Genomic DNA, 23890 nt, shown 5'->3' with positions numbered 1-23890 from the left:
AATTAATGTTGTTTTATGACAATTTTTCAATCACTTTTACTAAATATAATTACTTATGTTGCTCGCCAGCACTATAAACGAGCGATGAAACAAAGATAAAACGATTACTTTGCCTGTTATTACTTGCTGTTATTACTTGCTGTTTTTAGCGGAAAATTCTTTCATAAAAGCAACCAACGCAGTTATACCTGCTAATGGCATAGCATTATAGATACTGGCACGCATACCACCCACCATACGATGACCCTTTAAAGCCATTAATCCCTGCGCTTCTGCTTGTTTTAAAAACTCATCATTCAAGCTTTCATCTGTTAACCAAAAGGGAACATTCATTAGACTACGATACTTTGCTTCAATATGATTTTGATAAAACGCGCTTTCATCAATATAACCATATAAAACCTCAGCTTTTTGTTTGTTTATCTTTGAAATTTCTTTAACACCGCCACGCTCTTTTAACCATTCAAACACTAAGCCGGCTAAATACCATGCATAGGTTGGCGGCGTATTGTACATTGAATCGTTCTTTGCTAACACCTGATAATTCATGATTGACGGGGTTGTTAATTGAGCATTCCCTAATAAGTCATTACGTACAATAACAATAGTTAGACCAGAGGGACCAATATTTTTTTGCGCACCGGCATAGATAAGACCGAATTTTTTAACATCAATTTCATGAGACAAAATGGTTGACGACATATCAGCAACCAGTGGCACCCCATGAGTTTCTGGAATATCAAACATCTCGATACCGTCAACGGTCTCATTCGGGCAGTAATGTACAAAGGCAGCGTTAGGGTTTAAGCCCCACTCGTTACTTGATAATACGTGAGTTTCGCCTTCAACCTTACTGACAACATTGATCGCCTTTATTTCACCATAATGCTCAGCTTCTGCAGCGGCAGCTTTTGACCAAGAGCCAGAAATAATATAATCGGCTGATTTGCCTTTTGGTAGTAAATTTAAAGGGACCGCAGAAAATTGACCTCGACCACCACCATGACAAAACAAGACACTGTAATTTTCTGGTATTGCCATCAAATCACGTAAATCCGCTTCGGCTTTTGCTGCTACTACCAAAAACTCTTTACTGCGGTGACTCAGCTCCATCACTGAACTACCGGTATCTTGCCAATTGACAAATTCCACTTGTGCTTTTTTCATTACCTCTACAGGTAACATCGCAGGACCGGCACAAAAGTTAAATACTTGAGACATATAACACAACACCTTCTATAAAGTTTTAAATACGTTTGTCGATGCACTTGGTCAAACTGTTTTAATTATTTTTATTATAAACATCAATTTGGTCAACATTCTCTTGGGTAAAATAAGACTGCTCATCAAATGGAGATATGCTCCTGCATTTGCTTAATACCGTTCGTCCTGAACATCGTCACTCATTCACATCCATGTGATCGTGACATACCGTTCGTCCTGAACATAAAAAGGGCGGTGATTAGCCGCCCTTTAAACTGAATTTTTAGCGGTAACTATTCGTTATCACTTTCGATGAGTTGTTCTTCATCACTATCAGCTTCTGGCAATACCTCTGTTGAAGTACTGTCAGTTGTCGAATCTATTAACTGCTCAGAAGTTTCTTCCGCTCCTTCGAGAACGTCTTCTTCTTCTATTTCGTCAATACGTTGCAATGCAACAACATGTTCGCCTTCAACCGTTCTAATAATACGAACACCTTGAGTATTACGACCAATAACACTGACTTCATTAACACGAGTACGCACTAAAGTACCGTTATCAGTGATAAGCATTATTTCATCTAAATCTTCAACCTGAACAGCGCCAACTACTGGGCCATTTCGGTCGCTGACTTTAATAGAAACAACACCTTTAGTCGCACGACTTTTCGCTGGGTATTCCGTTAACGCGGTACGTTTACCAAAGCCATTTTCGGTTATTGTTAATATTGGGCCATCATTAACTGGCACAATAAGTGACACAACCTTTTGATCACCTTCTAACTTAATACCACGAACACCAGTGCCGGTTCGTCCGATAGGTTTTAATGCCCAGCGTTCTTCACCTGTTTCTGCGTCTAATTTAATTTCACCCGTTTCACTGTCACGAAGTTTCTCATTAAAACGAACAACTTTACCCGCATCCGAGAACAACATAATATCGTTGTAACCGTCGGTAATAGCAACGCCAATTAAGGTGTCATCATCACGTAAGTTAAGGGCTATAATACCGTTAGCACGTTGGTTTTTGTAAGCGGTAAGTGCTGTTTTCTTAACAGTACCTGAAGCCGTTGCCATGATAATAAACTTGTCTTCTGCATATTCACGAACCGGTAATATTGCGGTAATACGTTCACCTGCATCAAGCGGTAAAATATTAACAATAGGTCGGCCACGAGCAGTACGACTCGCTAAAGGTAATTGGAATACTTTCAACCAGTAGAGTTTTCCGCGATCTGAGAAACACAAAATAGTATCGTGGGTATTGGCAATGAGTAAACGTTCAATGAAATCTTCTTCTTTCATCTTAGTCGCTGCTTTACCTTTACCGCCACGGCGTTGTGCTTGATAGTCACTTAACACTTGGTATTTAACATAACCTTCATGCGATAACGTAACCACAACATCTTCTTCTGTGATCAAGTCTTCCATCGATAAGTCATGCGAAGCATTAGTAATTTCAGTACGACGTTCATCACCAAAATCATTACGGATAGTTTCTAGCTCTTCACGAATAATTTCCATTAAACGTTCAGGCGAACCTAATATATGTAATAACTCAGCGATAATATCGAGTAATGCTTTGTATTCAGATAAGATTTTTTCGTGTTCTAAACCAGTCAACTTATGTAAGCGAAGATCTAATATCGCTTGTGCTTGTTGCATAGTTAAGAAGTATTGACCGTCTTGAATACCGAAACCTTCTTCAACCCATTCAGGACGTGCTGCGTCATCACCAGCGGCGCTGAGCATATCGGCAACATTACCTAAATCCCAACCACGAGCCAGCAGTTTTTCTTTTGCTTCACTTGGCGTTGGTGAATTTTTAATTAATTCAATAATCGGGTCAATGTTCGCTAATGCAATCGACAAACCTTCTAGTAAATGCGCGCGTTCACGTGCTTTACGTAATTCAAAGATAGTACGACGAGTAACAACTTCACGGCGATGAAGGATAAACTCTTCAAGCATTTCTTTGATATTAAATAATTTAGGTTGGCCGTTAGTTAACGCCACCATATTTAAACCAAAAGAAACTTGCATTTGGGTAAGTTTGTACAAGTTATTTAAAACAACTTCACCGACTTCTCCACGTTTAATTTCAATAACCATGCGCATGCCGTCTTTATCAGACTCATCGCGTAGCGCTGAAATACCTTCAAGGCGTTTTTCTTTTACCAGCTCCGCCATCTTTTCGATAAGGCGCGCTTTGTTTACTTGATAAGGTAACTCATGAACAACAATCGTTTCTTTACCGGTTGTTTCATGAACTTCGATATCGGCACGGGCGCGAATTTTAATTTTGCCACGACCAGTACGGTAAGCTTCTTCGATACCGGCACGACCACTGATAATACCGGCTGTCGGAAAATCAGGACCAGGTATATGTTCTAATATCTCTTCAAAGGTCAAATCACTATTTTCAATCAGTGCTAAACAACCGTTTATCACTTCTGTTAAATTGTGAGGAGGTATATTGGTTGCCATACCTACCGCGATACCTGAGGTACCATTCACTAATAAATTAGGAATACGCGTTGGCATAACAACAGGTATATATTCAGTACCGTCATAGTTAGGTACAAAATCTACCGTTTCTTTATCAAGATCGGCTAAAATAGAATGTGCTATTTTTGACATTCTGATTTCGGTATAACGCATTGCTGCTGCAGAGTCACCGTCAACCGAACCAAAGTTACCTTGACCATCTACTAGCATGTAGCGTAATGAAAATGGTTGCGCCATACGTACTATTGTATCGTAAACGGCAGTGTCGCCATGTGGGTGGTATTTACCTATTACATCACCAACAACACGTGCTGATTTTTTGTAAGGTTTATTGAAGTCATTACCAAGTACATTCATCGCGAATAATACGCGGCGATGAACAGGTTTTAAGCCGTCTCGTACATCTGGTAATGCACGACCTACAATTACGCTCATAGCGTAATCTAGATAAGAATTTTTTAGCTCATCTTCAATATTGACAGGTACAACATTGTTTGACAAATCGGTCATAAGTCGATGGTATCCCTTAACTTAGCAAGAATTTTGAAAGTTTTTTCGAAATTATAATTATTAATTAACACAGCATACTAGCATAGTTTTAATGAGATGCCATACCGCTTTATTATCTAAAAAGCACTAAAAATGGCCGTGCTGAAAAGTCACAAATCCCCAAGTGGTTATTTATTGTTCAGCATTTTATCTGCCTCAATATTGTTAAGATTTTTGTTGTTCAAAAACACGGCGTTTTGCAATCGCTTTTTCAGTAATAGTTTTATCTAAAACTTTACCCAAGCCAAGTAAAAAATAAACTTCAGCGATAACAAACAATGGACCAATAAGTAATTGATTAATATCATCGAGAAAAGCAGGTTTTGCTTTTTCATAGTGATGACCAATAAATTGGATAACCCAACCAATAACGAAAACGCCGATAGCAATTAGAATATGATGTTCTGCTGTCACAACTTCATGAACACTCCACATTAAAGGGCCAAATAAAATAAACGCGAATAGTGCCAGTGGCAACGATAACAATAGATAATAAAACAGCACAATAACCGGTACTATGCCTGCCAAAGTAAAGTTAACCTGTTCAATACCTAAGTAATTATTAATAAATGTTGATTCAATTTCAAAGGAAACACTGGCCAGTAATAAGGCAATTGACCAAATAATCATCGGCACACCAATAAAGTGGCTGTTAATGTTTTTTCTATTTAAATGGACACTTTTATAAGTGGATAGTTGTTCTACTACTGATTTCATTATGACCTCTTAGGGTTTATCTCATCTTACTTGTTAAGCAATAATTTATCGCTATAGCTACTCAACATCAAGATACAATTACAATGCATTTTACGCCAAGTCGCTATATTGTTCTATTGATTCGGTTGCTCATAATAAAAAACCCTGCCGAAGCAGGGTTTTATTTATCAACATAAAGTGAACGGGTTGCCCCTTTCTTTAGGTTATTTGGGTGTAGCTTGTAGATTTAATGTCATCCCTGAAGCTGCTGAATAACCGTAGATATCCACATACCATACACCTTTAGCTGGGTCGGTAAAGTTACAAGCTTCATTGTTACCATTTTTATAAGGACGACAATCATAAACAGACGTTGTTGACTGTTTACCTTGTGTTACATATAAATCTGCATCACCTGAACCACCTGAAAGTGTAACCGTTAAATCGGCATAACCATCGGCTAAGTCAAGGGTGTAACGTTTCCATGTTCTTCTTGCAACAGTAACATTATTAATTGTGCTATCAATCGGATTAATCGTATTACCACCACCCGTAGTAGGTTCAGTGTAACTCCCCGTTAAACTAACACCAGCAAAATCACTATAGGCTTTAAGTCTTACGTAGTAAGTGCCACCGGCTTGCGTACTTGCACACGATTCAACATTACCTGATTTATAAGGGCGACAATCGTAAACACTGTCGGTTGGCTCAGCACCAAACTTCACATATAAATCTGCATCACCACTACCACCTGTCATAGCAAAATTAATATCTGTTGCGCCAGCAGGTACTTCCATGGTGAAAACTAAATCATTACCCGTTGCAGCCGTTAACTCAGTTTTAACCTGACCATTTTCAAGGACAGTATCTGGTATTGTTCCACCACCACCGCCAGTGTCACCGCCAGAGCCATCACATCCATTCGCGGTAATGTAATCGATCGCATCTTTAGTTTGGGCTAAACCATAACCAAATTTGACATCGCGACCCGCAGCACCTAAATCTTGTGCACTACTATTTAATACGTTACGAATTTCAACGTTAGTACAGCTTGGGTGATGACTCCACACCAAGGCAGCAACACCAGCAACATGAGGAGATGCCATTGAAGTACCACTCATTTTGCCATAATTACCCGCGCCAATATTTATACTGGCGCTTAAGCCAATATTATTTTTCATCGCTGCGCCGTCCGTATCAGATACGGTAACACTTGGGATAGAGGTTGCGTTTGCGTCACCTAATGTGCCACCAAAGCTTCCCGGTGCATTGTTATAAAGAATTGCGCCTACACCCCCGCTGTCTTGACAAGCTTTAACTTTATCGTAAAACGAAATATTGCCACGTTGAATTAAACAAACACTACCTGCAGCGCCTGTATCTATAGTTTCGCCCGTGGCAAAATCATAGAGAGAACCCGTTGCTTGACCTTGGTTTTCCATCGCATTAGCGGTATAACCGACATTAGCGACAGATACTTCAACGACTGAACCTAAACCTTCAGGATAAATAGAATAAACATCAACACCTGGACCAGATATCTCTACTTGGCTATTTTTTTGTGAAAAGTCAGCTAAGGCTTTATTACTGTCAACAGCAGCAACTGACATCACTGCATCGTAAGAAGCAGGAAAGCTTTCTAAATCAGTAGTTGCTGTAGCAACACCATCATTACCGGCTGCAGCTATAAGTAAAACGCCTGCATCATAGGCCGCTTGAATACCATTTTGTTCGCTGGTACTTGAACCAGAACCACCTAAGCTCATATTAATAACGTCTGCGCCGTTACTGACACAATCATTAATAGCACTAACAAGTGTTGAAGAATATCCCCAGCCCGCGGCATTAAATACTTTTATAATGTGCAAATTAGGATCGGTGCCAATAACACCGCGAACACCAATACCATTGTTAAGCGCGGCAATTGTTCCTGCTACGTGAGTACCGTGTGGACCACCTTGATCATACCAGTTACCTGTACCACTATTGCTTGTGCCAGTTATTGTGCCTCCTTGTGCCCCCATGTCTTCATGAGGTAGGTCTAAACCTGAATCAATAATACATATTTTCTTACCGCCAGCATTGGCAGAAGCAATCATATCGTCAACTTGATCGGCTTGAACCATACCAATACCATAAGGCACCGTTTGTGCCATAAAGCGACGTGGTAGATCTTCTTCTACGTATTCGACATTATCGTCCATCGCTAAATTCATCGCTTGTGATGAAGATAGCTCAGCACTGATCATATTTACATCTGGAAATTCGGCTTTAACATTGACCCGCAATTTCTTTAATTTTTCCTTAACAGCGGCAAGACGAACAAAGGCGTTTTGGCTACCAATGAAACTCGTTGCTTGATTGCTGGCTGCTTGGTTATTAGCTGCTTGCTTGTATTTGATAATAAAGCGTTTGGGTAAAGGTGAACTGGTCACTTCAGATAATACATTATCTGCGTTTTGTACGCTAAGCGGTTGGGCAGCGTAAAGTGCTGTCGATATTGATACCGACAATATACTAGCAGTGGTCAATATTAATGATTTCTTTGTTATCTTATTCGACATCTATATTCCTACCTATTAAGTTAATTTTAATTATTATTTTTTTGCTGGGGGAATTTCAAATGAGAGTGATACATCATTATCGAAGCAGCAATGACCATAACATCAAGGTTTAATATATTACAAGCATGTTATTTAAATGTTAAATAAAAGAAACAACAATAAGAGTGATAATTACATAAAAAGCAACGAGTTATAATATTAAACTTTCTTTTTACTGCTCGATGTTAGTGGATAAAGGCTTAAATCAAGGGTATTTATAGCCGATAAAAATCAGTAGTGAGTAAGATAGTAGCGATAAAAAGTCTTAATGTGCCCTACTTTTCTCAGCCTTGGCTCGTCTGCATTAGCATATGACTTATCCACTTTTAACGAGGATAACAAACTCAACGTTCAGTACTAGGCGAACCATTTACTTTAGTTTAGAATTACTGACAATAATTGATTAAAATAATGAAAATGTAATGTCGACAACTAACAACACTAAAGCTGTTAACGTAAATGAAGAAGAAATTGCCAAATTTGAAAAGGTTGCAAGCCAGTGGTGGGACCTTGATGGTGATTTTAAACCATTGCATCAAATAAACCCTATTCGACGACAATTTATTTGTCAGCATGTCGGCGACATTTTTGGTAAAAAAATTATTGATGTTGGCTGTGGTGGGGGTATTTTAGCTGAGAGTTTAGCCAAACTTGGTGGCGATGTTACTGGGATTGACCTCGGCGAAGAACCATTAAATGTAGCAAGATTACATGCGCTGGAGAGTGGATTAACGGTCAATTATCAAAAAATACCTGCCGAAGACAAAGCGATTGAGCAACCCGAAAAATTTGATGTAGTCACTTGTATGGAAATGCTTGAGCACGTACCCGATCCCGCTTCAATTATAGAAGCTTGCGCTCAAATGGTAAAACCCGGCGGTTATGTCTTCTTTTCAACCTTAAACAAATCAATAAAGTCATATTTATTGGCTATTGTTGCCGCCGAAAAAGTCCTTAAAATAGTCCCTGACGGTACACACGACCACAAAAGTTTTATTCGTCCATCGACCTTAATTGGCTGGGCTGAATCATTTGATCTCAAATGCATTGATGCCGCAGGCATTCATTACAACCCGCTGACAGAGAATCACAAACTTATTTCATCACTAGATGTGAATTATATTCTTTGTTGTCAAAAAATATAAATAAGGGAAAGTACATTGCAAAATACTAAAATTTCAGGGGTATTATTTGATCTTGACGGTACCTTATTAGATACCGCCAATGATTTAGGTGCTGCACTTAACTACGTTTTACGAAAATATAACTTAGCAGAAGTAGCCCGTGAAGATTATCGTCCAATCGCTTCTGATGGCGCATTAGGGTTATTAACACTGGGTTTTGCACAAGCTTTGAAAAACTATGATTACGAAGTGTTACGTGCGGAATTTCTCGCTTATTACCAAGAAAATATTGCGGTACATACCTGTCTTTATCCTGGCGTAGCTCAATTACTGTTGACGTTGAATGAACGAAACATTCCTTGGGGTGTTGTCACGAATAAGCCAGAAGGTTTAACAAGACTATTATTGCCTTATTATAGTGAATTCGAAAAATGTTTATCACTGGTTGGTGGTGATACTTTCACCAACCGAAAACCACACCCAGAGCCTATCCTCAAAGCTTGTGAACAAATATCAGTGCCAAGTGAGCTATGTTTGTATGTCGGAGACGCTTTGCGTGATATTGAAGCCGGCAATAGTGCTCAAGCAACTACCGTCATTGCAAAGTGGGGCTATATTATCGCTGGTGAAGATTGTAAAAACTGGCAAGCGGACTATCACGCTGAAACCCCCTTAGATATCTTATCATTACTGTAATAATGTTAAGCCAAACGCGAATAAAGTAACGGTTTAAATCCAGTGATATAGGTCCTTAACTTGCTATAACCAACACATAAAAAAGCCACTCAACCGTGGCTTTTTTCTTAATAAAACACCCATAATAAAGTAGAGCTTGGTTAACTGTTAGTCAATATTGTCAGGGCCTACTCGCACAATTAACTTACCAAAATTCTCACCTTCTAATAAACCAATAAAAGCATTTACTGTATTTTCTAGCCCGGCAATTAAATGCTCTTTATAGTTAATCTCACCTGCTATTAACCATTTTACCATTTGCTCGCTAAACTCGTTATAACGATGACCATAATCATCAAAGACAATAAAGCCTTGCATTTTTATACGCTTAACAAGTAATGTTCCCATCAATGAAGAAAGTCTGTCAGGTCCACTAGGTAATTCTGTCGCATTGTACTGAGAAATTAAGCCACACAAAGGAATACGGGCACAGCTATTTAATAGTGGCATAACAGCGTCAAAGACTTTACCGCCAACGTTTTCAAAATAGACATCAATCCCTGATGAACAAACGGCCGCTAATTGCTCAGCTAAATCATCACTTTTATGATCAAGACAATGATCAAACCCTAAACTGTCAACTGCATAGGTACATTTAGTCTCACCGCCAGCAATACCGATCACTTTACAGCCTTTTAATTTAGCTATTTGACCCACTAAACTTCCAACCGCTCCTGTTGCCGCAGCAACGACTACCGTTTCACCTGCTTTTGGTTGACCGATATCCAATAAACCCATGTAAGCCGTTAGCCCAGGCATACCCAAAACACCTAAGGCATGAGACGGGTTAACCGTATCATTATCAAGCTTGAGCAATTCACTACCATGAATAACGCTATAATCCTGCCAGCCACCAAAAGCGACAACCCAATCACCTTTTGTGTAATCATTGTGATTTGACTCTTCTACTCGACAAACACTTCCACCCACCATCACTGCATTTAAAGCGACGGGATCGGCATAAGACTTAGCATCATTCATTCGCCCTCGCATATAAGGGTCGAGTGAAAGAAAAACCGTACGAAGTAATACTTCGTTAGCTTGAGGGATGGGTTTATTACTAGTAACGAGATTGAAGTTTTCTGCTTTTGGCGCGCCAACGGGTCTTGATGCTAGCACCATTTGGCGATTGATATCTGTTGTTTGAGTCATAAGAGTTACTCCTGTAAAGAGCCAGTAAAAGCGCTAAGTGTGTTGGGATTAAAAAAGGCCAATATAAGAGAAATATATCGACCTTTTATCAATAAGTGCAGCGTGTCAATTAAACAAGCCACTCATTTTTATTTTATCTTTACAAGGCTTGCGTTAAAATCTCTCGGCTTATTGCTAGAGTAATATCACTGTTTTCACCTAGTGCTGTCATGCCATGTTGCTCTAATCGTTCGACAAGGGAATCAATATCAGCGCTACCAAGATCAACGTGAGATAAGCGCGTTGGTACCTGCATCTTTTCAAAAAACTCTTCTGTTAAACGGATAGCTTGATCAATACGTGCATTATCATCACCTTCAGTTATCTGCCAAACACGTGTTGCATATTGAAGTAATTTTTCACGCTTTTGCTCACGACGTACTTTCATCACGGCAGGTAACACAATAGATAAGGTTCGAGCGTGGTCAATACCAAAGGCACCTGTTAATTCATGGCCTATCATATGTGTTGACCAATCTTGTGGTACTCCAGCACCAATAAGACCGTTTAGTGCCATAGTGGCCGACCACATAATATTTGCTCTAACGTCTAAATCATCTTTAGTTGCCGGGGCTAAGGCTTTAGGTCCTTCTTCAATTAAGGTTTGTAATAAACCTTCACTGAACCTGTCTTGTACTTTGCCATTAACGCTGTAAGTTAAGTACTGTTCAATGGTATGAATAAAAGCATCAACAACACCATTACCAATTTGACGATCTGATAATGAGAAGGTCACACTTGGGTCTAACACCGCAAATAATGGACGCACTAAAGGACTAGAAAAAGGGAGCTTATTACCGTCTCGTGTTACCACGGAATTACCATTACTTTCTGAGCCAGTGGCAGGTAAAGTTAACACCGCGCCAATGGGTAAAGCTTTAGTGAACGCTTGCTGTTTGGCAAGAATATCCCAAGGGTCATCACCTTCAAATAATGCCGCAGCGGCAATAAATTTAGCGCCATCAACAACAGAGCCACCGCCAACAGCAAGTAAATAATCAATATTTTCAGCTTTGATGATCGTTTGCGCTTTCATTAAAGTGTCGTAAGTTGGGTTAGGTTCAATGCCTGAAAATTCAAAGTAAGTGTGCTCTTTAAGCGCATCAATAACTTGCTTATAAACACCATTACCTTTGATTGAACCTCCACCGTAAACAATGAGTACTCTTGCATCTAATGGTATTTCTTTTGAAATGGTTTGAATTTCTCCCGGCCCAAAATTAATTTTAGTTGGGTTTTGAAAATTAAAATTTAACATTTATATGTCCTTAAAGGTAAAGCGTTAAATCGATTAGCTAAACAGGTTAGCTAATCGAGTTGTCTGTTCTAAGTAACTATGCTGAAAGGTGAGTTAATAATTTTTCAGCGGCTAATGCCGAGCTAGCTGGGTTTTGACCGGTAATAATGAGGCCATCTTGAATTGCAAAGGCATGCCAATCTTGAGCCTTTTGGTATTCGCCGCCACGTTTAATCAATTCATCTTCTACTAAAAATGGCACAACTTCAGTTAGTTGAACCGCTTCTTCTTCACTGTTAGTAAAACCGGTTACGGCTTTGCCTTTAACAGCAAAATCACCAGAAGGTTGTTTTACATTTAACAAGGCAGCGCTTGCATGACAAACTGTTGCAACAGCTTTTCCGGCGTTAAGAAAGTTTTCAATCAAGGTAATTGAGTCAGTATTGTCGGTAAGATCCCATAATGGACCATGACCACCAGGATAAAATACTGCATCAAAGTCAGCTTCATTAACAGAAGCTAATATTAGCGTATTAGCGATTTTAGCTTGTGCTTCGCTATCTGCATCGTAACGGTCTGTCGCAGCTGTTTGAAAGTCTTCAAGTGTGCTGGTTGGGTCTATTGGTGCTTGTCCACCCTTAGGTGTTGCTAAAGTAACTTCGACACCAGCATCGATAAAAGCATAATAAGGGGCGGCAAATTCTTCAACCCAAAAACCGGTTTTTTGGCCTGTGTTACCAAGCTCATCATGTGAAGTAAGTACCATTAATATTTGTTTAGTCATTATCATTCATCCGTTTGGTTATATAAGTGAGTTTAGGTGTTCGTTTATTCAATGTAGCTAGTATATGCCTAAGAACAAAAATGAACAATGCAGATAAAACTGACATCATTGTATCAATAATTGATACAATGATTAGCAAAGTAAATGATTAACTGGTTATTACCTCAATAGGTGCTGTTATGGATATCTCATTTGAACAACTCAAAAGTATGGTTGTATTCGCTCAAGTCATTGAACAAGGTAGCTTAAGTGCAGCCGCTAAACATTTAGGACTATCAAGAGCAGTAGTAAGTTATCATTTGAAGAAGCTTGAAGCGCAGCTCGAGGTAAAGTTACTTAATCGTTCAACACGTGCGATTAACCTGACCGAAGCGGGTCAAGCCTATTATGAACGCTGTCGAGTTATTGCTGAGCAAGCCAGTGCCGCTAATCAGCAAATTGAAAATTTCAAAAATGAACCTATCGGCTTACTTAAAATAACGTGCCCGGTAAATGTTGGTTTGCAGACCGTTGTGCCGGCGCTGAACGAATTTAAAAAAATTTACCCCAAAATAGCACTCGATGTGATGTTAACTGATGAGGTCGTTAATATTATGAAAGAAGGTATCGATTTAGCGATTCGCGGTGCCCCCTTACCTGACTCTGGTTTACAAGCAACTAAACTGGCGACGCTACAAACATGCCTTTGTGGCGCACCTGAATATTTTCTGCAATTTGGCCGCCCCACTAAACCGGCTGATTTAAGCGACCACCAATGGGTTATTTATAAATTAACCTCTGGAGTGTTAACCTTGACTAAGGGCAGTCGTTCGTTCAGTGTCACCACAAAAGGCAGTATTAGTACCAATAATGCCGCCGCACGTACTGCCTTTGTTGAAGCAGGACATGGTCTGGGCCGTATTCCTATTTACGATGCTTGGCCAAAAATAAAAGCAGGCACTTTAGAAACAGTGCTAGATGATTATGCTTTTAGCGACATTAATGTCTTTGGTGTATTCCCGCCTGGTACAGCCAATTCCAAAAAGCTGCGCTTATTACTTAACTTCTTAAAAGAGTATTTCACCAGCCAAAGTATAATAAAAAAGCAATAACCCCACTTATTAATGTATATATTTTTGTGTGGACCAACCGCTCTTATGATCTACTAATAACTAGCGGATAAACTTTATACAAGTTGTCATCGTAACGCTTAACCTAAACAGTCTATATCAGCATTATTGTTCATTTAGTGCCCTTCCTGCTTAAAAAAAAGCAACGTGTTGTTTTTATTAGAAATTAAGTTTTAGCTGACAAAAACAACCAATAAACGGGTAATTTTATTTAAAAATAAATTACCCACAAAAATTAATTAAAATAAACGTTGCGTTTTTGTAATATCAAAAATAAAAAGCACTACTAAGTTAGTCGTTACTAACTGAACTTTTACTCTAAAGAAAGTTATTAAAAACTATGCTTTTTATCACTTGCAAAAACAGCCAAACCTCATTATCTTGTGATCAGTTTTTAGAAAACCCCTATATATAGTGTATTTGTTGTTCAGATGTTTTTTTGTGCTAATTTACATTTTAGGGAAATATAATACTGATAAGTGTTCACTTAACGTTTTCTTTAGTTGACAACGTTAGGTAAATAAAGCGACCAGCATAATTAATAAATGACAGGCTCTTCATGACTAATAATCTTTTTGTAAGTAAGCGTAACGGCAAAAAAGAACTCATCGATTTAGAAAAAATTCATCAAGTTATCACTTGGGCTGCTGAAGGCCTTGATAACGTTTCGGTGTCACAAGTTGAGTTGAAATCTCATATTCAATTCTACGACGGTATCAAGACTGCTGACATTCATGAAACTATCATTAAAGCCGCCGCTGATCTTATTTCAGAAGAGACACCTGATTATCAGTATTTATCAGCACGTTTGGCTATTTTTCATCTACGTAAAAAAGCCTACGGCCAATTTGAGCCGCCTAAATTATTTACCCATGTTGTTAGTATGGTAGAAAATGGTAAATATGATGAACATCTTCTAGCTGATTACAGCGAAGCAGAGTTTGAACAAATGGAAAAATTTCTTGTTCATCCTCGCGATTTAGACTTTAGTTACGCCGCAGTCAAACAATTAGAAGGTAAATACCTTGTCCAAAACCGGGTAACGGGTGAAATTTACGAAAGTGCTCAGTTTTTATATATCTTAGTGGCCGCTTGTTTATTTGCTAAATATCCTGTTGAAACACGTTTAAAATATGTTGAAGGTTTTTATCACGCGATTTCAACCTTCAAAATATCGTTACCTACACCTATTATGGCAGGGGTACGTACGCCTACTCGTCAATTTTCATCTTGTGTATTAATTGAATGTGGTGACAGTTTAGACTCAATAAACGCGGCTTCTAGCTCTATTGTTAAATATGTTTCACAACGAGCAGGCATTGGCATCAATGCTGGCCGTATTCGCGCTTTAGGTAGTTCGATACGTAATGGTGAAGCCTTTCATACCGGTTGTATTCCGTTTTTCAAGCATTTTCAAACGGCTGTTAAAAGTTGTTCACAAGGGGGAGTTCGAGGCGGCGCAGCTACGTTATTCTACCCACTTTGGCATTTAGAAGTTGAAAGCTTACTGGTCCTTAAAAATAACCGAGGTGTTGAAGAAAATCGTGTCCGTCATTTAGATTATGGCGTGCAATTCAATAAGCTTATGTACACACGCTTAATCAAAGGAGAGTCTATTACTCTCTTTAGCCCGAGCGATGTTCCTGGCCTTTATGATGCTTTTTTTGAAGACCAAGAGAAATTTGAAGCCTTGTATGTAAAATATGAAGCTGATGATTCAATTCGTAAAAAATGCATTAAAGCTATTGAGTTATTCACCTTATTTGCTCAAGAGCGTGCCAGCACAGGTCGAATTTATTTACAGAATGTTGATCACTGTAATACGCACAGCCCATTCGATCCGAAACAAGCACCAATACGCCAAAGTAATTTGTGTTTAGAGATTGCGCTACCGACACAACCAATGAATGATATTAATGATCCAAATGGCGAAATTGCCCTTTGTACTTTGTCAGCCTTTAACTTAGGCGCAATAGAAAGCTTAGATGAATTAGAAGGTTTATCAGACCTTGCAGTTCGAGCGCTTGATAGTTTACTTGATTATCAAAACTACCCGATGCCAGCTGCTTACAATGCCACTATAGGCAGAAGAACATTAGGTATAGGCGTAATAAACTATGCTTATTACTTAGCTAAAAACGGCGTGTATTATTCAAATGGCAGTGCTAACAATTTAACTCACCGTACCTTTGAAGCCATTCAATTTAATTTATTGAAAGCATCAAATGAATTAGCAAAAGAAAAAGGCGCTTGTCCTAAATTTAATGAGACACGTTTATCACAAGGTATTTTACCGATTGATACTTATAAAAAGACCATTGACGACATTACCGGTGAACCCCTTCATCTTGACTGGGAAACTTTGCGAGAGAGTATCAAGACACATGGCGTAAGAAATTCAACGGTTTCCGCGTTAATGCCATCTGAAACTTCATCACAAATTTCAAATGCTACAAATGGAATTGAACCACCAAGAGGTTTAATCAGTATAAAGGCTAGTAAAGATGGTGTTTTAAAACAGGTTGTACCTGAATATCAAAGATTAAAGGGTAACTATGAGTTACTTTGGAATATTCCAAATAACGAAGGTTACTTGCAGCTAGTGGGTATCATGCAGAAGTTTATTGACCAAACCATCTCTGCAAATACTAACTACGACCCTGCACGCTTTGAAGGCGGAAAAGTACCGGTGAAGCAAATCTTAAAGGATATTTTAACCGCTTATAAATTAGGCGTTAAAACCATGTATTACCATAACACCCGTGATGGTGCGTCTGAGAATATGCTCGGATTAGAAGAAGAAGACTGTGAAGGCGGCGCATGTAAAATTTAATTGTGCGCACAAAAAAAAGCTTCATTGTTTTTTAACAATGGAGCTTTCAGCATAATCAGTCATACCTATAATTTTTAAAAACAAAATTTCGATAACAGGCTGTGACTTTCATGCGTGTTATCAAGGAGTAATAGATGTCCTACACCACGTTTAATCAAGTTCCTAATAATGCGCTACTCGAGCCAATGTTTTTAGGTAACAGTGTCAATGTCTCACGATATGACCAACAACGTTTTATCGCCTTTGAAAAACTTATTGAAAAACAGTTATCGTTTTTTTGGCGTCCTGAAGAAATTGATGTATCAAAAGACAGATCTGATTGGCAAAGTTTAACGCCTTCAGAAAAGCATATTTTCATTTCCAACCTAAAATATCAAACTTTGCTTGATTCTATGGCAGCACGCTCGGTGAATGCGATGTTTTTACCGCTGGTTTCATTACCAGAAGTAGAAACTTGGATAGAAACCTGGGCTTTCAGTGAAACCATTCATTCTCGCTCTTACACGCATATTTTGAGAAACTTGTTTTCAGATCCAAGTGAAATATTTGACGACATCGTTGTTAACCCAGCTATTTTAAAGCGTGCATCCAGTATTTCTAAATACTTTGATGCCGTGATCATCACCACACAACTACTCCAGTCACAAGGTGACGGTACCTATGAAGTCGATGGTGAAATGATTGAAGTATCAACTCGCAAGCTTAAAGAGCGCTTATACTTGGCTGTTTGTTCGGTCAACGCTTTAGAAGCCATTCGCTTTTATGTCAGCTTTGCCTGTTCATTTGCTTTTGCCGAGCGTGAGTTATTAGAAGGTAACGCAAAAATTATTAAGCTTATTGCTCGAGATGAAGCTTTGCATTTAACCGGTACTCAACATATTTTAAATAACTGGTTATCCGGTAGAGATGATCCTGAAATGAAAATCATTTCTCAAGAAATGAAAGAGCAAGGATTACAGATATTTCTTGATGTTGTTGAACAAGAAAAAGAATGGGCTCAGTACCTATTCAAAGACGGTTCAATGATTGGCTTGAATGCGGCAATATTAAATCAATATATTGAGTACATTAGTAATCAACGCTTAACGGCTATTGGTTTTGATGCACCCTTTGATATAAAAAGTAACCCATTACCATGGATGAATGCTTACTTAGTATCAGACAATGTTCAGGTCGCTCCACAAGAAACAGAGATATCGAGTTACTTAGTTGGTCAAGTCGACTCTTCTGTATCAAGTGATGATTTTGATGGCTTTGACCTTTAATGGTTTTAACCTCCAGATAAAGAAGCGATTATCATGCTTTCTTATCACATCATTAGCACATTTTGCGTTTAAGCCTTTTTAAATGAAAAGTGCTAATGATATGGCTATGTGCCCGCAAAAATTGTCTGAAAGTAAGAAAGCTCATCGTATTTTTGTCGATAATAAAACCATTACCTTTCAAGCCAACGATAAAAGTTTACTAGAGTGTTTAGAAAAGGCTAATGTGGAAGTGCATTATCATTGTCGTGACGGTTTTTGTGGGGCGTGTCGAGTAACCTTAGTTGAAGGCGAAATTAGCTACCCTCAAGGAGAGCCACTCGCTTTTATTGGCGATGGAGAAGTGCTCTCTTGCTGTTGTGTGCCAAAGAGTGACATCAAACTTATCGTTGAATAACTTAATACTAGCATTATTAACGGGTCTTTAAAGATTGGAGAATCAACGTGTATAGATGTTGAGCGACAAATATACCCGTCACTCATCATCAACATCTATTAGTCTTATATTTATAATTGCGCGCTTAACCTAACTTCTATACCGCCTAAAACCTTAGTTAACTCTGCGGCAACCGGTTGATACAATTGTTGATAACGCGCAGTATCTTCGACACTTACCGCTTCATCTAGCGCTTTAGTCAATTCAAACAGTTGCATAGCTCCTACTGAGCAAGAAACACCTTTTAAGGTATGTACTAAGTGTTTACAAGCAGTTTGATCATCAGTACTGATCGCTTGTTGAATCTTTTCACTGTCTTTTGAATGGTCTTCATAAAACATCACCAGTATTTCAGCAAAAAGATCTTCATCTCCAAGCACATTACCAATACCTATTTCAGCATCAATACCTGGATATTCGTCTTCACTGGTCACCGGTAACTCATCGATAATACCCTCAGCGGCAACCGTATTTGATTCTTGATGCACCTTCACTTTATTTCTACCACTGTGCTTTGCTTCATATAGGCTAAGATCCGCTTCTTTTAATAAGCCTTCTAAGTTCATCTCATCGCCCTTGCCTAATGATAAGCCAATACTGACTGTTACAGACACCTTTTCATCATTAGTATCATCAATATATATTTTACTATGTTCTACTCTTTCTCTTAAGCGTTCGCAGGCAACAAGCGCATTCTCTGCAGAGGTATTTGCCATACATATCGCAAATTCTTCGCCACCAACTCGACCAATAATATCATTATCTCGAAAACAATCGCAGATGATATCAGCAAATTCAACTAGGACTTTATCACCGGTATCATGACCATAATTATCGTTAACCGCTTTAAAAAAATCTATATCGAGCATTGCCACAGCAAGTGGTTTATTAGTGCGTTTTGCTTGGCTAATCGCTTTACCCGCTAAGTCTTCAAAAGCGCCTCTGTTACGAATACCGGTTAAGAAGTCTGTATTAGCTAGAGACTCTAGCTCTAAAGTTTTCTCTAAAAGCCGCAGCGAGGTTCGTATTCTAGCCAATAACACTTTCGGAATATAAGGTTTAGTTACGTAGTCATCTGCGCCAAATTCTAGAGCAGCAACAATTTGATCTTCATCATCTGAAGCCGATAACATAATGACCGGCGTATTGAAAATAATAGGATGATTTTTTAATTTGTGTAACATCTCTAAGCCTGAGATACCCGGCATATACATATCTAATAAAATGAGGTCTATCGCTTGCTCTTCTAAAACCTCTAAGGCTTTTTCTCCAGATTCGGCGGTAAACACATTATAACCTTCTTCACCTAAATCAAACTCTAATAGCATGAGCGTGTCTTTAGCGTCATCAACAGCGAGAATGTTATATTTTTTCTTTGTATTCATAGTTTATTCCCATTGGAAGGCTTATTCGTCATCTTTAGCTGTTAGGTGTTTTTGTAAGATATTAATTAACAAATCATATTCCCTTGATAAATCATTTTGAAGCGATAACAATTCAACGCTATTTTTTATTCTAGCCGATTGTTCAATTTGTCGCGTTAATTTTCCAAGATTAATGCCACCTAAATTTTTTGACGAACCACTAACTTTATGTGCTAAAGCTATAATATCATCAAATAATTTATTTTCCATAGCGATAGCTAACTCATTTTTAAGCGCAGGCATATCCTCAATAAATAAACTGATAAGCTGTTTACTTAATTTGTCATTATTTCTAATACGCTTTAAAAAACCTGTTTTATCCCAAATGATATCTTCATTTGTCTTTGAATGACTACTTTTGGAGTTATCACCATGGCTAGTCTGGGTTAGGGGCTCTACAATCTCGTTACTGTTATCATCAGACACGGTTTCAAAGCTATCTAGCCCAACCCATGCCGATATTTTTTTAAGTAAAATATCGGTATCTACCGGTTTAGTCGCGTAATCACTCATGCCTGCCGCTAAACATTTTTCTTTATCACCTTTCATCGCATTGGCAGTCATGGCAATAATTGGAATGTTACGATGAACAACACCAGCCTTTCCTGCCCTTATTGCTTTTGTTGCATCGTAGCCGTCCATTTCAGGCATTTGACAGTCCATAATAATGATTTGGTAGGGAGAATCGTCTGGTGAAGAATCTAAAGCAGCCAGGGCTTCGATACCATTACCAGCAACATCAGCTGACAAACCAATATTGGCTAGTACACCTAAAATGACCACTTGGTTAATACGGTTATCTTCAACCAATAAGATGCGGGTTTTTTTGGCAATGACGCGATTAGCATTTGAATGTTTTAACTTATGCACGTTATGTTGGGTAACAAAGGGTTTATTGACATTCAAAGTGCCTTCTTCGTCTAAAACAAGACTTAACGTAGCAAATAAATCTGCGGTTGTTGCTGGCTTGGGGAAATACGCAGAAAAGCCGAGTTGTTCAAAAAAGTTAGCATCTCCTCTATCACTCATCGACGTCATCATAATAAGTTTAGTTTTTTGTGTATGTCGATGACCCTTCAAGCGCTCACCTAAAGTAACGCCGTCCATGCCAGGCATTTGCATATCAAGAATTGCCGCATCAAAAAAATCAACCGGGTGATTATCAACCTGCTCGATAGCACAAGCGCCATCCTTTGCTTGCGTAACCTCTGCCCCCCAAATAGCTAACTGTCCTTTTAATACCGCCAAATTTGTCGCATTATCATCAACTATTAGTATTTGCTTACCTTTTATGTCTACCTGAGGCATGACTATTTGAGAATTATCACTTTCGTTAAGTAGTATGGTAAAAGTAAACACACTGCCCTGACCTTCGGCACTTGTTACGCTAATATCCCCTGACATCAGTTGGGCTAATTGTTTAACAATGGCCAAACCTAAGCCTGTACCTCCATATTTTCGTGTAGTAGAGGCGTCTACTTGGGTAAAAGAATCAAACAATGTAATCATTTTATTTTCAGGAATACCAATACCCGTATCTGATATGCTGCATGTTAATTGCAACTGATGTTGATGTTTCTTAATCGAGGCTTTAATGAGTACTTCACCGGTCTCGGTAAATTTTATTGAATTACTGACTAAATTTGACAGTATTTGCCGTAAACGACTAGGGTCACCCTTAACTAAAGATTGTTCAACACCGCAAACATCCAGTATCAATTCCAAGCCTTTTTCCTGCGCTTTTATCGCCATCGACTCAGCAAAGTCGCCAAGCTGACTTCGAATATCAAAATCAAGTATTTCAAGTTCTAGTTTTCCTGCCTCTATTTTTGAAAAGTCCAAAATATCATTAATCAAAGATAATAAAGATTGAGCACTTGAACTGGCTAATTGCAAATGATGAGCTTGTTGTTTATCGATATTACTTTGCTGAAGTAAACCTAACATCCCTAAGACGCCATTCATCGGGGTACGTATTTCATGACTCATACTTGCAAGAAACTGCGAGCGCAGCAACAGAGCGTGCTCTGCCATATCTAAAGCGTCCTGTTTTAAAGTACCTAAGTTTTTTTGCTCGGTTATATCACGATGAGTTCCCACCACTCTGAAGTTTTTTTGATCTTTATGATTAACCATTTGACTATGTGTTTCAATATATCGAATAGTTCCATCAGGCAAAGTGATACGATATTCAAAATTAATTACTATGCCTTTCTTAACTTCACGGATAAATTGTTCTTCGACAAATTTAAGATCGTCTATGTGTATAGCAGTTCGCCAAATTTTTTCTGTAGGTACTGTTGAATCTTTATCATAACCAAACAATTCATACATTCGACTGTCCCAAAGACTTAGCCCTGTTTGAATATCATAGTCCCAAACGCCTATTCTTGGGGCTGACAAGGCAAAGTTTAAACGCCATGCCATATCTTTAGCTTCTTCAATACTGCGGATACTTTCTGCTGCCAACAACTTGTTTTCAGTGATATCACGTATTAATCCGGTAAAAACAACATCACCAGAAATATTTATTTTACTGACACTTAAATGCATAAAGAACTTTTCGCCATTTTTTCTTAATGCTGTCAGTTCAAGGGTGCGGCCTTTTACTTCACTTGAAGTATGTTGTAAAAAACATTTAAATTCGTCCACTGGGTTAATAGTATTATCTACGGGCACTAGAAATAGTGCGTTTTTACCAAGGACCTCATTGGTTTGATAGCCAAATATTTTTTCAGCCGCATGATTAAAAGCGAGAATATTACCTTTCCCGTCAATATTTATAACACCATCAGCAATTGAGTTTAAAATAGAATAAAGCTTTGCTAACGCATCTTCTGCACGTATTGTTTCACTTTTTTGGACAATCGACTTTTGCTCTATTTGCATTAATAAATTTTGAAAACTTCTTGCTAAAGCGCCAATTTCATCATTTTCTTGCACCGGTAACTTACCGATAACACCCTGCTCTTCAAATTGGGCAACACCTTTAGTCATCAACAACAAAGCACGTGTTATCCGCTTAGACGCCATAATACAAAACACTAGACTTAATATGGCTAAGATAAAGCTAAATAATATTGCCCGGTTTTTCATACTTTCTAATGATTGCAAATAAATATTACTTTTATTTTCAATAACTAAGTGTAATGGATTTACTTGGCCAAATTCGGCAAACTGAACAGTAGAGTAATAGGCTAATTTATTATCAACATCTATCTCTTTATCTTGCACTAGCTTATCGCTAGTGAGTATTGAGGAAAAAATAACACTCAGCGACGGAAACTTTTCAATCACCTTGATATTGTTTTTATCAACTTTTTGATCGGCTGGAAAATAAATAAAATCACCCGCTGAATTAGCAAGATAAAAAGTAACTTTTTCTAAAGCATTTTCCTTAAGCCGTTCAATAAATAAAGAAAAATCAACTTCTATTGTTATTGAGCCAAAAAGTTCGTTATCAGCCGTATAAATAGGGGTAGCGATAAATAAAGAACTCTGTAAAGGCTTGCCCTGAGTATTTTTTTGATAATATATCTCTGAAAAATACACTTCACCTTTTTTAACTAATAATGCCGCTTTTAATGAATCAAGCGCTATATTTTGACTAGATTGCTCAAAAGGAATGACCTTCACTTGGTCATTTTCATGGTCAACACTGACAATACTGCGAACATGTTTCTCTGTTGTTAAATAACTTATATTTTTATAAATAGGTTGGTTTTTGATAAATTCTTTGAATATCCCCTGTAATTTTTTCCGCCATAACAGGTTTTGTTCATCATCAGATTTGATAGACTCCATAACACCTTGTATTGACGCGGTCTTACTGAGGAAGATTGAGTCGTTGGCACTTTCTCGATAGAAATAGGCTATTAATGGTTTTACAATTTTACTTTTAATATTGAGTTCATCAAACGCCTGCTCTTTAACCAACTGCTGGCTTTCAATATAAAATACAGTGCCAACCGCAAAAGCAATAAGGAGTGATAAAGAAAAGCCAGCAAATGGAATTTTAAAAGCTAATGAGCTAAAAACTTTTCCGATAGAGAAGCTTTTACTGGCTTTAGTTAATGGCTGCGCAGTATGATGATGTTCTTTAGATGCGCCATTATTATCTTGTAAATGATTGTTTTTGATAAGTGCTACTTCTCTTTTGGTGAATCTATTCATACGCCGATAAAAATAGAGTCTGAA

The 23890-nt window shown here is 38.2% G+C and carries 15 protein-coding genes; 6 read left to right on the top strand and 9 right to left on the bottom strand.

Annotation, left to right across the window (positions count from 1 at the left end):
* Positions 1-132 precede the first annotated feature (132 nt).
* The 4 genes from serC to H4J76_RS13560 form a co-directional block, all read right to left on the bottom strand.
* On the bottom strand, positions 133-1221 hold the full coding sequence (gene serC, locus H4J76_RS13575) for a 3-phosphoserine/phosphohydroxythreonine transaminase (protein WP_182215832.1): 1089 nt from the start codon (positions 1219-1221) through the stop codon (positions 133-135).
* A 275-nt stretch (positions 1222-1496) separates the two neighbouring features.
* Positions 1497-4220 carry a DNA topoisomerase (ATP-hydrolyzing) subunit A gene (gene gyrA / locus H4J76_RS13570; RefSeq protein WP_182215830.1) on the bottom strand — a complete coding sequence of 908 codons (2724 nt, stop codon included), beginning with the start codon at positions 4218-4220 and terminating at the stop codon, positions 1497-1499.
* A gap of 204 nt (positions 4221-4424) precedes the next feature.
* Complete coding sequence (locus H4J76_RS13565) at positions 4425-4976, bottom strand: DUF962 domain-containing protein (RefSeq protein WP_182215829.1); 552 nt, start codon at positions 4974-4976, stop codon at positions 4425-4427.
* A 203-nt stretch (positions 4977-5179) separates the two neighbouring features.
* Positions 5180-7519: a S8 family serine peptidase gene (locus H4J76_RS13560; protein ID WP_182215827.1), complete on the bottom strand. Its 2340-nt coding sequence runs from the start codon at positions 7517-7519 to the stop codon at positions 5180-5182.
* Between the two features lie 461 nt (positions 7520-7980).
* Here H4J76_RS13560 and ubiG point away from each other — a divergent pair, with 461 nt between their 5' ends.
* The gene (gene ubiG / locus H4J76_RS13555; RefSeq protein WP_182215825.1) at positions 7981-8703 is read left to right on the top strand and encodes a bifunctional 2-polyprenyl-6-hydroxyphenol methylase/3-demethylubiquinol 3-O-methyltransferase UbiG; all 723 of its coding nucleotides are present in this window, start codon (positions 7981-7983) and stop codon (positions 8701-8703) included.
* Between the two features lie 15 nt (positions 8704-8718).
* Positions 8719-9378 (top strand): HAD family hydrolase, encoded by a 660-nt coding sequence (locus H4J76_RS13550; protein ID WP_220465306.1) that lies wholly within the window; start codon positions 8719-8721, stop codon positions 9376-9378.
* Between the two features lie 147 nt (positions 9379-9525).
* Here H4J76_RS13550 and H4J76_RS13545 read toward each other — a convergent pair whose 3' ends face one another.
* The 3 genes from H4J76_RS13545 to H4J76_RS13535 form a co-directional block, all read right to left on the bottom strand.
* Positions 9526-10569 (bottom strand): NADP-dependent oxidoreductase, encoded by a 1044-nt coding sequence (locus H4J76_RS13545; protein WP_182215823.1) that lies wholly within the window; start codon positions 10567-10569, stop codon positions 9526-9528.
* Positions 10570-10708: 139 nt separating this feature from the next.
* On the bottom strand, positions 10709-11866 hold the full coding sequence (locus H4J76_RS13540; RefSeq protein WP_182215821.1) for an iron-containing alcohol dehydrogenase: 1158 nt from the start codon (positions 11864-11866) through the stop codon (positions 10709-10711).
* A gap of 76 nt (positions 11867-11942) precedes the next feature.
* Entirely contained in the window at positions 11943-12629 is a 687-nt protein-coding gene (locus H4J76_RS13535) for a type 1 glutamine amidotransferase domain-containing protein (RefSeq protein WP_070373842.1), read from the bottom strand.
* A gap of 179 nt (positions 12630-12808) precedes the next feature.
* Between H4J76_RS13535 and H4J76_RS13530 the strand changes: the two genes are divergently transcribed.
* The 4 genes from H4J76_RS13530 to yfaE all read left to right on the top strand — a co-directional run bounded on the left by H4J76_RS13530 (position 12809) and on the right by yfaE (position 18230).
* Complete coding sequence (locus H4J76_RS13530; RefSeq protein WP_070373843.1) at positions 12809-13720, top strand: LysR family transcriptional regulator; 912 nt, start codon at positions 12809-12811, stop codon at positions 13718-13720.
* A 577-nt stretch (positions 13721-14297) separates the two neighbouring features.
* Complete coding sequence (gene nrdA, locus H4J76_RS13525; RefSeq protein WP_182215820.1) at positions 14298-16571, top strand: class 1a ribonucleoside-diphosphate reductase subunit alpha; 2274 nt, start codon at positions 14298-14300, stop codon at positions 16569-16571.
* A 134-nt stretch (positions 16572-16705) separates the two neighbouring features.
* The gene (gene nrdB, locus H4J76_RS13520) at positions 16706-17836 is read left to right on the top strand and encodes a class Ia ribonucleoside-diphosphate reductase subunit beta (RefSeq protein ID WP_182215818.1); all 1131 of its coding nucleotides are present in this window, start codon (positions 16706-16708) and stop codon (positions 17834-17836) included.
* A gap of 82 nt (positions 17837-17918) precedes the next feature.
* Positions 17919-18230, top strand: a complete 312-nt coding sequence (gene yfaE, locus H4J76_RS13515; RefSeq protein WP_259364623.1) for a class I ribonucleotide reductase maintenance protein YfaE — start codon at positions 17919-17921, stop codon at positions 18228-18230.
* Positions 18231-18340: 110 nt separating this feature from the next.
* On the opposite strand, the gene H4J76_RS13510 is transcribed toward yfaE, so the two are convergent.
* Positions 18341-19654: a diguanylate cyclase gene (locus H4J76_RS13510; protein ID WP_182215816.1), complete on the bottom strand. Its 1314-nt coding sequence runs from the start codon at positions 19652-19654 to the stop codon at positions 18341-18343.
* Positions 19655-19675: 21 nt separating this feature from the next.
* Positions 19676-23866, bottom strand: coding sequence for a response regulator (locus H4J76_RS13505; RefSeq protein WP_182215814.1), 4191 nt, complete (start codon positions 23864-23866; stop codon positions 19676-19678).
* Between the last annotated feature and the right edge of the window lie 24 nt (positions 23867-23890).

It is taken from the genome of Colwellia sp. BRX9-1, assembly GCF_014077195.1.
GTDB lineage: Bacteria > Pseudomonadota > Gammaproteobacteria > Enterobacterales > Alteromonadaceae > Colwellia_A.
Note: the sequence above shows the minus strand (reverse complement) of the source record. Positions and strands in the feature narration are given on the sequence as shown.